General features: G+C 43.8%; 17 protein-coding genes. 16 read left to right on the top strand and 1 reads right to left on the bottom strand.

The window, feature by feature from the left end:
• Positions 1 to 3 precede the first annotated feature (3 nt).
• Genes cmk through rpsA form a run of 3 tightly spaced genes read left to right on the top strand, consistent with a single transcriptional unit; the run spans position 4 to position 2,627 of the window.
• Positions 4 to 681: a (d)CMP kinase gene (cmk, locus tag B5G33_RS04115; protein WP_087272049.1), complete on the top strand. Its 678-nt coding sequence runs from the start codon at positions 4 to 6 to the stop codon at positions 679 to 681.
• 4 nt (positions 682 to 685) lie between these two features.
• Complete coding sequence (gene ispH, locus B5G33_RS04120) at positions 686 to 1,537, top strand: 4-hydroxy-3-methylbut-2-enyl diphosphate reductase (RefSeq protein ID WP_087272052.1); 852 nt, start codon at positions 686 to 688, stop codon at positions 1,535 to 1,537.
• Complete coding sequence (gene rpsA / locus B5G33_RS04125; protein WP_087272055.1) at positions 1,518 to 2,627, top strand: 30S ribosomal protein S1; 1,110 nt, start codon at positions 1,518 to 1,520, stop codon at positions 2,625 to 2,627. The genes ispH and rpsA overlap by 20 nt, the downstream gene beginning before the upstream one ends.
• A 29-nt stretch (positions 2,628 to 2,656) precedes the next feature.
• Here the strand turns inward: rpsA and B5G33_RS04130 are convergent, their stop codons facing one another.
• Positions 2,657 to 3,775, bottom strand: coding sequence for a ribonuclease H-like domain-containing protein (locus B5G33_RS04130; RefSeq protein ID WP_087272059.1), 1,119 nt, complete (start codon positions 3,773 to 3,775; stop codon positions 2,657 to 2,659).
• A 106-nt stretch (positions 3,776 to 3,881) separates the two neighbouring features.
• Between B5G33_RS04130 and B5G33_RS04135 the strand changes: the two genes are divergently transcribed.
• From B5G33_RS04135 to ruvA, 13 genes are all read left to right on the top strand, one after another.
• On the top strand, positions 3,882 to 4,805 hold the full coding sequence (locus B5G33_RS04135) for a putative ABC transporter permease (protein ID WP_087272061.1): 924 nt from the start codon (positions 3,882 to 3,884) through the stop codon (positions 4,803 to 4,805).
• Positions 4,806 to 4,856: 51 nt separating this feature from the next.
• Complete coding sequence (gene rsxC / locus B5G33_RS04140; RefSeq protein WP_087272064.1) at positions 4,857 to 6,179, top strand: electron transport complex subunit RsxC; 1,323 nt, start codon at positions 4,857 to 4,859, stop codon at positions 6,177 to 6,179.
• 12 nt (positions 6,180 to 6,191) lie between these two features.
• A complete protein-coding gene (locus B5G33_RS04145) occupies positions 6,192 to 7,151 on the top strand; it encodes an RnfABCDGE type electron transport complex subunit D (protein WP_087272067.1) in 960 nt (319 codons plus the stop codon).
• Positions 7,148 to 7,756, top strand: coding sequence for an RnfABCDGE type electron transport complex subunit G (locus B5G33_RS04150; RefSeq protein ID WP_087272070.1), 609 nt, complete (start codon positions 7,148 to 7,150; stop codon positions 7,754 to 7,756). The genes B5G33_RS04145 and B5G33_RS04150 overlap by 4 nt, the downstream gene beginning before the upstream one ends.
• A gap of 1 nt (position 7,757) precedes the next feature.
• Positions 7,758 to 8,462, top strand: a complete 705-nt coding sequence (gene rsxE, locus B5G33_RS04155; RefSeq protein ID WP_087272073.1) for an electron transport complex subunit RsxE — start codon at positions 7,758 to 7,760, stop codon at positions 8,460 to 8,462.
• Between the two features lie 14 nt (positions 8,463 to 8,476).
• A complete protein-coding gene (locus B5G33_RS04160; RefSeq protein WP_087272077.1) occupies positions 8,477 to 9,061 on the top strand; it encodes an electron transport complex protein RnfA in 585 nt (194 codons plus the stop codon).
• Between the two features lie 13 nt (positions 9,062 to 9,074).
• On the top strand, positions 9,075 to 9,863 hold the full coding sequence (gene rnfB, locus B5G33_RS04165; RefSeq protein ID WP_087416843.1) for an RnfABCDGE type electron transport complex subunit B: 789 nt from the start codon (positions 9,075 to 9,077) through the stop codon (positions 9,861 to 9,863).
• Positions 9,864 to 9,968: 105 nt separating this feature from the next.
• Complete coding sequence (locus B5G33_RS04170) at positions 9,969 to 10,424, top strand: GNAT family N-acetyltransferase (protein ID WP_087416844.1); 456 nt, start codon at positions 9,969 to 9,971, stop codon at positions 10,422 to 10,424.
• Entirely contained in the window at positions 10,403 to 10,723 is a 321-nt protein-coding gene (locus tag B5G33_RS21035; protein ID WP_143276494.1) for a hypothetical protein, read from the top strand. Before B5G33_RS04170 ends, B5G33_RS21035 begins: the two co-directional genes overlap by 22 nt.
• 128 nt (positions 10,724 to 10,851) lie before the next feature.
• Positions 10,852 to 11,841: an Rpn family recombination-promoting nuclease/putative transposase gene (locus B5G33_RS04175; RefSeq protein ID WP_087272086.1), complete on the top strand. Its 990-nt coding sequence runs from the start codon at positions 10,852 to 10,854 to the stop codon at positions 11,839 to 11,841.
• A 185-nt stretch (positions 11,842 to 12,026) separates the two neighbouring features.
• Positions 12,027 to 12,395 carry a NusG domain II-containing protein gene (locus B5G33_RS04180; protein WP_087272089.1) on the top strand — a complete coding sequence of 123 codons (369 nt, stop codon included), beginning with the start codon at positions 12,027 to 12,029 and terminating at the stop codon, positions 12,393 to 12,395.
• Between the two features lie 12 nt (positions 12,396 to 12,407).
• Positions 12,408 to 12,899, top strand: a complete 492-nt coding sequence (locus tag B5G33_RS04185) for a Gx transporter family protein (protein ID WP_087272092.1) — start codon at positions 12,408 to 12,410, stop codon at positions 12,897 to 12,899.
• Positions 12,896 to 13,507 carry a Holliday junction branch migration protein RuvA gene (ruvA, locus tag B5G33_RS04190; protein ID WP_087272095.1) on the top strand — a complete coding sequence of 204 codons (612 nt, stop codon included), beginning with the start codon at positions 12,896 to 12,898 and terminating at the stop codon, positions 13,505 to 13,507. The genes B5G33_RS04185 and ruvA overlap by 4 nt, the downstream gene beginning before the upstream one ends.
• Positions 13,508 to 13,559 lie beyond the last annotated feature (52 nt).

Genomic DNA, 13,559 nt, shown 5'->3' on the forward strand with positions numbered 1-13,559 from the left:
AAAATGGCAGTGAATATTGCAATTGACGGGCCGGCAGGCGCCGGAAAAAGTACCATAGCAAAAGCAGTGGCGAAAGAACTGGAATTCATTTATGTGGATACGGGAGCTATGTACAGAGCCATGGCTCTGTACCTGATCCGACAGGGAATTTCCCCTGAAGAAAAAGAAAAGATGGAAGAGGCCTGCAGGGAAGCAGATATCTCCATTGTGTATGAAGAGGGGGCTCAGCAGGTTCTTCTTAATGGAGAAAACGTAACTCCTTACCTCAGAAAAGAAGAGGTAGGGAATATGGCATCTGTAAGCGCTGGAAATCCTGTGATCAGAGAAAAACTAGTGGAGCTTCAGAGAAATTTGGCTGCAAGAGCTAATGTGGTCATGGACGGCAGAGATATTGGCACCTGTGTGCTGCCAGATGCAGATATAAAGATTTATCTTACTGCAAGTGCCAGGACCAGAGCCCTTAGAAGGTGCAGGGAGCTGGAGGAAAAAGGAATTCCCTGCAGTCTGGAAGAAATCCAGGAGGATATCTGTCAGAGAGATAAAAGAGACATGGAAAGAAAGATATCGCCTCTGCGGCAGGCAGAGGATGCCTGCCTTGTGGATTCCTCAGACATGAATATCCAGGAAGTGAAGGAGGAAATCCTTCGCCTTTACAGAGAAAAAAGCGGGGAAGAAAAATAGGATTATGAAAGTAAAAGTTGCAAAAACCGCAGGCTTCTGCTTTGGTGTAAAAAGGGCAGTAGAAAAGGCCTATGAAGTGGCTGACGCCAAAAAGGGACCGGTTTATACCTATGGTCCTATTATCCACAATGAAGAAGTGGTAGCAGACCTGAAAAAAAGGGGAGTTCAGGTTCTGGAAACAGAGGAGGAGCTGAGAGCGCTGAAAAGCGGTACTGTGATCATCCGTTCCCATGGCGTGCCGGAATATATTTATGATCTGCTGAAAGAGAAAAAGCTGGATTATGTGGACGTCACCTGCCCCTTCGTGCTGAAGATCCACAGGATTGTAGAACGGGAGAGTAAAGGTGGCCGTCATATTGTTATCATAGGAAATCCGGACCATCCTGAGGTGGCTGGTATCCGTGGGTGGTGCCATGGTCCTTCCACTGTGATCCGAACCAAGGAAGAAGCAGAGGGCTTTTTGTCAGAAGACCACGAAAAAGTTTGTATTGTGTCTCAAACGACATTTAATTACAATAATTTTCAAGAAATAGTTGAAATTCTGAACAAAAAGAGGTATGATAGACTTGTTTTAAATACGATTTGCAATGCCACCCAGGACAGACAGGCTGAGGCAGAGGAAATCGCAAAACAGGTAGACGCCATGATTGTCGTTGGGGGCAGGCATAGCTCAAATACCCAGAAGCTTTATGAAATATGTAAAAAGGAATGTAGAAATACTTACTATATACAGACACTTGCTGATTTGGATTCTGAACGTTTTCGTTCCGTTCAATGTATAGGTATTACAGCAGGGGCGTCAACCCCAAATAAAATAATTGAGGAGGTTTCAAAACATGTCAGAATTAAGTTTTGAACAGATGCTGGACGAGACATTTAAAACTATAAGAAATGGAGAGGTAGTCGAAGGCACAGTTATTGATGTCAAAGAAGATCAGATTATCTTAAACATTGACTATAAAGCAGACGGCATTATTACCAGAAGCGAATATTCCAATGACCAGAACCTTGACCTGAGAACTGTTGTACACCCAGGGGACACCATGGAGGCAAAGGTGCTGAAGCTTAACGACGGGGATGGACAGGTACTTCTGTCTTCTAAGAGACTGGCTGCAGACAAGGGAAATAAGAGACTGGAAGAAGCCTTCGAAAACAAAGAAGTGCTGAAAGCAAAGGTTACGCAGGTATTAGAAGGCGGTTTAAGTGTTGTAATCGACGAGGCCAGAGTATTTATTCCTGCAAGCCTTGTATCCGATACTTATGAAAGAGACCTGACAAAATACCAGGATCAGGAAATTGAATTTGTTATTACTGAGTTCAATCCTAGAAGAAGAAGAGTTATCGGTGACAGAAAACAGCTTCTGGTTGCAAAGAAGGAAGAGATGAAGAAAGAACTCTTCGAGAGAATCCATCCAGGAGATGTTGTAGAGGGTACAATTAAGAATGTAACTGACTTTGGTGCTTTCATCGATTTAGGTGGGGCTGACGGACTTCTTCATATTTCAGAAATGTCCTGGGGCAGAGTGGAAAATCCTAAGAAGGTATTTAAGGCAGGAGAAAAACTTACTGTCCTGATCAAAGAAATCAATGGCGACAAGATTGCACTGAGTCTGAAGTTCGAGGATCAGAACCCATGGCTTCATGCAGCAGAAAAGTATGCTGTAGGCAATATTGTAGAAGGTAAAATTGCTCGTATGACAGACTTCGGCGCTTTTATCGAGCTGGAACCTGGAGTAGATGCCCTTCTTCATGTTTCTCAGATTTCAAGAGCTCATGTGGATAAACCATCTGATGTTCTCAAAGTGGGACAGGAAGTAACTGCAAAGGTCGTAGACTTTAACGAAGAAGAGAAAAAAATCAGCCTGAGTATGAAAGTCCTGGAACCTGCCAAAGAAGAAACTGCTGAACCAGTTCAGGAAGAAGCAGCAGAAGCTGAAGAAGAATAAAAATCCAAAACAGATTAAGGGGTACCGCATTAATGCGATACCCCTTTTAATATTGCCAGAAGATAGTCGTGAAGGGAATCAGAGGACATATCCTGAAATGGCCATAGAGCATATGTGGCCTGACTTTTGTAGCTTTCTTTAAGAAGGGGAACCGGTTGGTTTCCAGGAGCAGCTACAAAGGTTCCGGTATATTTCTTATAACAGTTGGAGGCCTTGGCTTTTTTTCTTCGGGAAGGGTCTGTGTATACAGCTACGCTTTTGTGGATGGCTTCATCTTCATAAGGCAGATAGTAATAATTCTGATAGTCAGGATAGAAATATTTCAGGGTACCCTGATAAAGAGGCATTTTAAGCTTTCCGTGGGAACCTTCTATAGCTATGCGGAAGAAATCTGTGACCCCAGTAAGCCGGACTGGAATGGAAAAGGGAAAATCCAAAGAAAAGAGGAGTTCTCTTTTTTGACCTCCTTCCAATGCAGGCTCCAGTATTTCTTCGGAGTTGAGAACAAAAAAGCTGCCAGAGAGAAAATCTTTCAGTTTTCCAAGAGGAAGGAGAGAAAACATGCCTTTTAAATCATCTTGATTGTGAAGAAGAAGCAGGTCCAGTACTTTCGTTTCTTTAGATTTTACATAAATTTGATAAAAATTTATCATATCTTTTCCCGAAAGCTTATCTCTTCTGGGATAATTCATCAGGGTCTCAAAGGTTTTCTGTTTATGGTCAGGCATTTGCCGGAAAAAGCCGGGGAGTCCTGTAAGCTCTCTGTAAAGGTCGATCTGCATCAGAGAAGAGAAGGGAGATACAAGGCCCAGAGCTTTGTATCGATGGCACAGATATGGGACATCAAAGGAGGTGCCGTTAAAGTGTACCAGATATTTTTTGCCAGAAATAAGCTTTGCAAAGGATTTCAGTAATTTCTTTTCTTCTTCAGCGGTTCTGGATTCCGCCAGAAACTGTATAAGAGACCAGGGAGAGCCGTCCTTTCTTTTTTCAACAGCGCCAATGAGAAATACCTGGCTGTTTCCTGGACTTAGTCCGGTGGTTTCAATATCAAAGAAAAGTACATCTTCAGGCTTCAGATCTTTTGGAAAAAATCCCTCTCTGATATCGATATTTTTTTGACAGAGAATTGTTCTATTTGTTATCATTTTAACAAAAACCTTTCAAATTGTATTTAAAATAGTACGAAAAGTGCACAATTTTTTCTAGTGCTTTCTATAAAAAGATGATATATTATATAGAAAGGAGAAAAATATGGATTTTGAAATAGCAGGAATATCTCTTTATTATATCATAAGCTGGTTTTTTATCTACAGTTTTTTAGGATGGGTATGGGAATCAGTTTATGTATCTGTAAAGAAAAGAAAGCTTGTAAACAGAGGCTTTATTAACGGCCCTTTCTGTACCATATATGGTGCAGGAGCTGTGACAATTTATCTGCTTTTAAGGCCTCTGAGGGGAAATCTGGCTCTTCTGTATCTGGGAGGTGTGCTCACTGCCACGGTACTGGAATATTTCACGGGCTGGATCATGGAAGCTGTTTTTCATACCAGATGGTGGGATTACAGCAGCAAGAAGTTTAATCTCCATGGATATATATCCCTGGCCTCCTCATTACTGTGGGGAGTTTTTTCTATTTTGCTTTTTAAAATACTGCAGCCATTTGTCTCCTGGCTTACCAGCCTGTATCCTCAACCTGCAGGAGAGGTAATACTGGCTGTGGTGATCATTCTGTACTGTGCGGACTTTGCCGTTTCCGCATACACAGCTTTTGGACTTTCCAAGACCTTTGGAAAGGTGGAAGATATGCTTGAGGACCTTACCTCTTATCTGCAGAATACCCGCCTTTATGAAACAAGGGAAGAAATTGGAGAAAAGCTCGAGAGCATCCGCACTGCCATCAGACAGGGTGAGCTCATGGAACGTCTGGAAGCTCGAAGAGAAGAATTTATTGACCGTTTTGAGACGGTAATCGCCGAAAATTCTCTGAAAGAAGGCAGATTCTACAGCGAAAAGAAAGAGGAACTGGAAAAGCGGCTGGATGATTTTTTAAGAAAATATATGGAAATTCGCCAGAAACAGAATGTGTTTAAAAGGCGTATGGTTCGTGCCTATCCAAATCTGAAAAATGGATTTAAGCGTTACAGAGAAAAGCATCAGGATAAAAGAACCAGATAGACGATAGCCGGAAATTATCCGGTTATGGATAGATAAAGGAGGGACTAACATATGGCGTTTTTAACCTTTCGAGGCGGCGTTCATCCTTATGACGGAAAAGAGCTGTCAAAGGAAAAACCTGTCCGGGAACTCCTTCCCGGAAAAGAACTGGTATATCCGCTGTCACAGCATATCGGCGCTCCGGCGAAACCGATAGTGGCAAAAGGCGACCATGTTCTGGCAGGTCAGAAAATTGCAGAAATGGGGGGCTTCGTTTCTGCGAACATTCACGCTTCCGTGTCAGGAACTGTGAAGGAGATCAAAAAAGTCAGAAATAATGTAGGAGCCATGGTGGATGCCATTGTGGTAGAAAACGACGAAAAGTATGAAACTGTAGAATTTCAGAGTGCAGCATCTCTGGAGGCTCTGTCCAAGGAAGAAGTCCTTGAACGGATCAAAGAAGGCGGCGTTGTGGGAATGGGAGGCGCAGGTTTCCCTACTCATGTAAAGCTGGCGCCAAAAGAACCGGAGAAGATCGAGTATGTGCTGGTAAACGGTGCAGAGTGTGAGCCGTACCTTACCTCTGATTACAGAAGAATGCTGGAACAGCCGGAATGGATCATCGGCGGATTAAAGTGTATTCTGAAACTTTTCGACAACGCAAAAGGCTATATCTGTATTGAGGATAACAAGCCAGACTGTATTTCCAAACTTACAGAGATGGTAAAGGATGAGCCGAAAATCGAAGTAAAGACTTTGAAGACCAAGTACCCTCAGGGGGCTGAGCGCTGTCTGATCTATGCGGTGAGCGGCAGAGAAATCAATTCCTCCATGCTTCCTGCAGATGCAGGCTGCGTCGTGGACAATATTGATACAGTGTGCGCTGTTTACCGGGCAGTTATGGCCGGAGAGCCGGTAATGGACCGTATTGTGACAGTGACTGGTGAAGCTGTGGCCGATCCCTGTAACTTTAAGGCTAAAATGGGAATGTCCTTTGCTGAGCTTCTGGAGGCAGCCGGCGGACTTAAACAGCCTGCCAAGAAAATTGTTTCCGGCGGCCCCATGATGGGATTTGCCATGTTTGACTATCATGTTCCTGTGGTAAAGACCTCATCAGCCATGCTTTGCATGACAGAGGACGATATCTCTGAGAAAGAACCTACAGCCTGTATTAACTGCGGCAGATGCGTCAATGCCTGCCCGGCAAGGCTGGTGCCTTCAAGACTGGCCACCTATTCGGAACACGGACAGGCAGAACTGTTCGAGAAACATCATGGTATGGAATGTGTAGAGTGTGGGTGCTGCAGTTTTGTCTGTCCGGCAAAACGCCCCCTGACCCAGTCCATGCGTTCCATGAGAAAAATGGTTATGGCAAACCGCAGAAAAGCGAAATAGGAGGAGAAAGTCATGAGTGAATTATTACACGTATCATCTTCCCCTCATGTAAGGTCGAAGGTGGACACCAGCAGCATAATGCTTACAGTGATCATTGCATTACTGCCTGCCACATTATTCGGAATTTATAATTTCGGACCCCACGCCCTTCTGCTTATCCTGGTAACCATAGCCACCTGTGTGGTAACAGAAGCGGTTTATGAGAAGATTGTACATAAAAAACTTACAGTGAAGGATTACAGTGCAGTAGTTACAGGACTTCTGCTGGCGCTGAACCTTCCCCCCAAGGCCCCATGGTGGATTGCCGTAATCGGCGGTGTTTTTGCTATTTTGGTAGTAAAACAGCTTTTTGGCGGTCTTGGACAGAACTTTATGAACCCGGCTCTGGCAGCCAGATGTTTCCTTTTAATTTCCTTTACAGGAAGAATGACAGACTTTGCCGTACCGGATGGCGCCTGGGGAAATATTGTAGATACTGTATCAGGAGCTACTCCTCTGGCAGCTATGAAATCCGGAGAAACTGTGGATCTGTTAAGTCTCTTCATCGGAAATGTACAGGGAACCATCGGTGAAACATCAGCTCTTGCCATTTTGATCGGTGCAGCAATCCTTCTGATCAGAGGAATCATTGATTTCAGGATCCCGGTTGCATATATCCTTACTTTCAGTGTCTTTGCTCTGATTTTTGGCGGACACGGACTGGACTTCTACTATCTGCTGTGCCAGCTCTGCGGCGGCGGATTGATGATGGGTGCATGGTTTATGGCTACAGATTATGTCACATCTCCTATTACAAGCAAGGGACGGATCGTATATGGCATCTGCTTAGGTATTTTTACAGGACTTTTCCGTATCTTCGGAGGAGCCGCAGAGGGGGTTTCCTATGCGATCATTTTCTGCAACCTGCTGGTTCCGCTTATTGAGCGCTTTACCATGCCGGCAGCCTTCGGAAAAGGAGGTAAGAAAGCATGAAAAATACAATCATAAAAGATACCATTATCCTTACACTGATCACTTTAGTATCCGGCGGTCTTCTGGGACTGGTCTATCAGGTTACCAAAGAGCCTATCGCCCAGCAGGAAGAGCTGGCAAAACAGGAAGCCTATCAGGCGGTTTTTGAAGATGCAGATTCTTTTGAGGTCTGTGTAGAAGAAGGAGATACGGAAATCTCTCAGTATCTGGCAGACAACGGTTTTGCAAACCAAACTGTCAATGAAGTTATGGAGGCAAAGGATGCTTCCGGTGAGACTATCGGTTATGCTCTGAATATGACTACTTCTGAAGGCTATGGCGGCGATATTACTTTCTCCATGGGCGTACAGCTTGATGGAACATTAAATGGAATTTCCATTCTGACCATTAATGAAACGGCAGGTCTTGGAATGAACGCTACAGATGAATCCTTTAAGGGACAGTTCAGCAATAAAAATGTGGAGTCTTTCACAGTAACGAAAACAGGGGCTTCCGCAGATAATGAGATCAATGCTATCAGCGGTGCGACCATTACTTCAGATGCGATTACAGGCGGTGTAAACGCTGGTCTGTGTGCCTTCAATTATGTAAAGGAGGGAGAATAAGATGAAAGCAAATACACCTGTGGAACGTTTGTATAACGGTATCATTAAAGAAAATCCCACCTTTGTGCTGGTTTTGGGTATGTGTCCTACTCTGGCGGTAACAACGGCGGCTATTAACGGTATCGGTATGGGACTTACCACCACCGTAGTCCTTGCTATGTCTAACCTGTTTATTTCCCTTTTACGGAATATCATTCCGGATAAAGTGCGTATGCCTGCTTACATCGTTGTAGTTGCTTCTTTCGTAACCATCGTTCAGCTGCTTTTACAGGGATTTATTCCAAGCCTTTATGATTCTCTGGGACTTTATATTCCTCTGATCGTAGTAAACTGTATCATTCTGGGAAGAGCAGAAGCCTATGCTTCTCAGAACGGCCCTGTAGCTTCTATCTTTGACGGTATTGGTATGGGTCTGGGCTTTACCATGTCCATTACGATTCTGGCTGCTTTCCGTGAACTGATCGGCACAGGAACAGTTTTTGGATTCCAGATTATGCCAAGCGCTTATGAACCTGCGACGATCTTTATCCTGGCGCCAGGAGCTTTCTTTGTATTGGCTTTTCTGGCAGCAGTAAGGGCAAAGATCATGGAGAAAAAACCAAAAGAAGAACAGAAACCGGTACATTGCATGGAAGGCGGCTGTGCTTCCTGCAGCAATGAAGCCTGCAGCGGAAAATTTTATGACAATACGGTTGTGAAGAAGTAAGGGGGGACAGATAAATGGAAGGTTTAGGAAATTTATTAATCATAGCAGTCAGCGCTGCAGTAGTAAATAATGTCGTATTAAGCCAGTTCTTAGGTCTGTGTCCTTTCTTTGGAGTTTCCAAGAAAATTGAGACAGCGGCAGGAATGGGCGGAGCGGTAATCTTCGTTATCACCCTTTCTTCCTTTGTGACAGGTCTGGTTTACCAGTTTATCCTGGTTCCGTTGGACATGAGTTATATGCAGACCATTGTGTTTATCCTGGTGATCGCAGCTCTGGTACAGTTCGTGGAAATGTTTCTGAAAAAGTCCATGCCTTCTCTGTATCAGAGTCTGGGTGTTTACCTGCCTCTGATCACTACAAACTGTGCAGTTTTAGGTGTTGCCCTGAATAATGTGCAGTATGGATATAACCTGTTGGAAGGTGTGGTTTACGGTTTTGCTACAGCTACAGGTTTTACCATCTCCATCATCTTGATGGCAGGGTTAAGAGAAAAAATGGAGTACAATGATATTCCCAAGTATTTCCAGGGATTTCCTCACGTACTCCTTACAGCCGGATTGATGGCCATCGCTTTCTTCGGCTTTTCAGGAATCATATAAGGAGGCGTAAGACATGGTAACAGGTATTATCATTGCGGCAGTCCTGGTAGGGGGCGTAGGTCTCTTTATTGGACTTTTCCTGGGAATTGCCGGAAAGAAATTTGCAGTAGAAGTAGATGAAAAAGAAATACTGGTAAGGGAAGCTCTTCCCGGAAATAACTGCGGCGGCTGCGGTTATCCAGGCTGTGACGGTCTGGCAGCAGCTATCGCCAAAGGGGAAGCTCCTGTAAATGCATGTCCCGTAGGCGGTGCAGCAGCGGCAGCTAAGATTGGAGAGATCATGGGACAGGAGGCAGGAGAAAGTGTTCGGATGACAGCCTTTGTGAAATGTGCAGGGGACTGTGAGAAGGCTGGACAGAGCTATGAATATACAGGCGTAAAAGACTGTAAGATGGCGGCTCTGATGCAGAACGGCGGTTCCAAGGCTTGTACCTATGGATGTCTGGGCTATGGTTCCTGCGTAAAGGTCTGCCCCTTTGACGCTATTCATATTATCAACGGCATTGCCAAAGTAGATAAAGAGAAATGTAAGGCCTGCGGCAAATGTGTGGCAGAATGCCCGAAGAAACTCATTGAGCTGATTCCTTATGACCAGAAACAGGCAGTAGCCTGCAGTTCTAAAGACAAAGGAAAAGCAGTTATGAGCGCCTGTGAGGTAGGATGTATCGGATGTAGAAAATGTGTGAAAGAGTGTCCGAAAGAAGCTATCACCGTAGTGGACAACGTAGCTCACATTGACCCGGAAAAATGCATCAACTGCGGCAAGTGCAAGGCCACCTGCCCAAGGAAGATCATTGTATAAAAGTGATTGAGAAAGAGCAAGGTGCTGTCGTATTACTCAAATTCGAGAATATTTATACATTTTATTGCTCAGCCTGCGCAGCTTTGAGACTGTAGTCTCAAAGCTGTGCTCGGCAAATCAACCAGCAGGGAAACACCCTATTTAATAAGAGAACCGGAGGAGATCACCCTCACCCTGGAAGAAGAAAAAGAATTTATCAAAGGACAGAACAACTCCGAACATAATCTGCTTCTGATCGGACTGCTGAATGGAGAACATGTAGGAAATTGTTCACTGATGAGAATGGATTTAAAACGATACCAGCACAGAGCAGTTATGGCCATTGCCCTGTATCAGAAATATGCAGGGCTGGGTATCGGGAGCATCATGATAGAAAAGATATTTTCCATAGCAAAAGCACAGGGCATTGAACAGATAGAACTGGAAGTGGCAGCAAGTAATCAGAGAGCGGTTGCCTTATACCAAAAACTGGGATTTAAAATCTTCGGAACTCTTCCAGACAATATGAAATATAAAGACGGAACTTACGAGGCGGCATATTGGATGATGAAAAAGTTATAAATTGCCTGACCATGCCATTTCACGCAATAAAAGCTACCATTCCCGTCACAGCACCCTCTGACCTAAAAAGCCAGCAGCCCACCGCACCCTTCTCGCCGGCGAATTCCAGTCTGAGCCGGAAGAAGGGTGCGGTGGGCTGCGTCCTTTTTTGCCTAAACATCTATTTTTGCTTGCAGACTACAGAAGGCTGTTTTATAATTAATTTAATTCGCAACATTTCTTACCTATACGGTGCAGAAGTAAATCGCACCAAGTTTCAAAACGGCTATTCAGCCGGAAAATCCCACAAATTTTTATAACAACTGAATGGGAGAGGCTTGCACCCAAAATAAGGGAACAGTATAATGATTTTATAGGATAGCTGAGAATCCTGTCTCCTGCCGTTATATTCTGTAAGCTCTTCCATAACAGACAAGGAGGAAGAGCTATGAGCAGAAGAAAAAAAGGAAGAATAGCATTGTCTGCATATGATGTCGAAATTTATGAAGCCCTTCAAGAGCCAAAGGTATTTGCAGATTTGTTTAACGGCAGTCTTTTTGCTGGCCGGCAGCTGATACGAGAAGATATGCTGGAGGAGGAAAATGAAAAAGGGTTGGTAAAAGCACAGGATAACCATGGAAATCCGGCAATTATTTACCGTGTAAGAGATAACAGTAAGAAAGGATATTTTTCAGAAAACCGGCTGAAGGTTATTCTCGCAGTAGAAAATCAAAGATCTGTACATTACGGCATGCCAGTACGGAATATGATGTATGATGCAATTGCCTATACGAAAGAAGCTAAGACTTTAGAACAACAAAATCGGAAATCTCTGGCATTACAGAAATCAGAGGAATTTTTAAGTGGTTTAAAGAAAGAAGCTAAACTGTCACCAGTCCTTACATTAATATTTTATTATGGAGAAAACCAGCATTGGGACGGTCCGGTATCCCTGCATGAAATGCTGAACATTCCAAAGGAGCTAGAATCATGGAAAAACTATATACCGGATTATAAGATTAATCTGGTAAGCAGCGAAACAGTAAATAAAAACAATTTTCGAACAGGACTAAAAGAAGTGTTCGAGCTTTTGAAAGTTTTTTCAAACAAAGATGAATTGGAACAACTTTTGAAAGAAAAAGAAGCACACTATAAAAGTTTAGATATAGAAAAATCTAGGCTTATAGAAACATTTCTCGATATCCCAGTGCTGAAAGAAAATCAGGAGAAATATAGAGATGAAAGGGGAAAAGTGAATATGTGCACAGCAATCAGAGATATGGTAAAAAGCGGCGAAAAACGGGGAGAAGAAAGAGGAGAGGAACGAAGTGCCAGACTGGCATTCCTTCTGGCAAAGATGGACAGATTAGAGGATCTGGAAAAGATATCCAAGGATAAAGAGTACCGTGATAAGCTGTTCCAGGAGTTTGGAATATAGCGCAACCTGTCAGTAGCACAACCTTCCACCCTAAAAAGCCAGCAGCCCGCCTATCCCTTCTCGCCGGCGAATTTCAGTCTGAGCCGGAAGAAGGAATAGGCGGGCTGCGTCCCTTTTCTAATCAATTTGCAATTTCACTTCTCCTATGGTAAGATAAAACACAGCCAATCAAACAGGAGAGATTCATGAAGAAAAGAGACTTTATACTGATCGGCGCTGTGCTGGCTGTAGCCCTGCTGTGCTGGCTTATCCCCAGAGGTCTGGGGATTTTTGCTGGAGAGGATGCTTCTCAGGTACGGATTACCGTGGCCGGGGAAGAATATGGGACCTACAGTCTGTCAGAAGATCAGACAATAGAAATCAATGACACGAACGTCTGTGAAATACAGAATGGAGAAGTAAATATGACAGAGGCGGACTGTCCAGATCAGCTATGTATCCATCAGGGGCCTATTCATATACAAGGTGAGACGATTGTATGCCTCCCTAACCGCGTAGTGCTGGAAATTACAGGAATGGATACGGAAGAACAATTAGACGGCGTTGTCCAGTAGCAGGAGAGAAGAATGAAGAAAACAGCATATATGGGCCTTTTTGCGGCAGTTGCCATTATTTTTGGATATGTGGAATCCCTTCTTCCTGTATTTGCAGGAATACCGGGAATTAAGCTTGGACTGGCAAATCTGGTCACTGTATTTATACTCTATACTTATAGTTTCAGAGAAGCGGCTGCTATATCCCTGATAAGGATTTTAGTAATAGGCTTTATGTTTGGAAATCTTTTTTCCATTCTGTTCAGCCTGGCAGGAGCTGCCTTAAGTCTTGCATGCATGACTCTGGCAAAAAAATATCTGGGACTTTCTGTGACAGGGGTAAGTATTCTGGGAGGAGTTACTCATAATCTGGGGCAGATCGTAGTGGCAGTTTTGGTAGTAGAAAATGTAAATCTGTTCTACTATTTCCCGGCATTGCTGATTGCAGGACTGATCACAGGATTTTTAATCGGAATCCTGTCAGGGGAAATTTTAAAGAGAACACCAGGAAGGAAACTTGTATGATCGCATATATTAAAGGCACAGTAGCCGAAGTCCTGGAAGACAGGGTGATCCTGGAAGCGGGAAATATGGGCTACAATATTTTTATGCCTATGGGGGCTGTGGAACACCTTCTCCATAAAGGCCAGGAAGTTAAAATACATACGTATTTGAATGTAAAAGAGGAGGCTCTTCAGCTGTTCGGATTTTTGACCAGGGATGACTTGAATACTTTTAAGCTTCTTTTGGGAGTAAACGGTATAGGGCCTAAGGCAGCTTTGGGAATTCTATCAGGCCTTACTGCAGATGAACTGCGTTTTGCGGTTTTGGCAGATGATGTGAAGACTATTTCCAGAGCGCCGGGCATAGGAAAAAAGACCGCACAGAAACTAATTTTGGAATTGAAGGACAAATTTAATATCCAGGAAGCCCTGGAGATGAAGGCAGAACATACCCAGACCGTCAGCGGTGAGGAGACAGACCTTACCGATGTGAAGAAGGAGGCCATAGAGGCTCTTACAGCTCTGGGTTATTCAGGGGCAGATGCTCTTCGGGCTGTAAAAAAGGTAGAGCTGGCTCCGGATATGAGTGTGGAAACACTGCTGAAGCAGGCTCTGAAAAATATGTTTTAGTGACTATATCCTCTCTTGATAAGGTATGTAGATTTTTTTAAGAGAGGATAAA

The organism is Blautia sp. An81 (assembly GCF_002161285.1).
Classification (GTDB): Bacteria; Bacillota; Clostridia; order Lachnospirales; family Lachnospiraceae; genus Blautia; species Blautia ornithocaccae.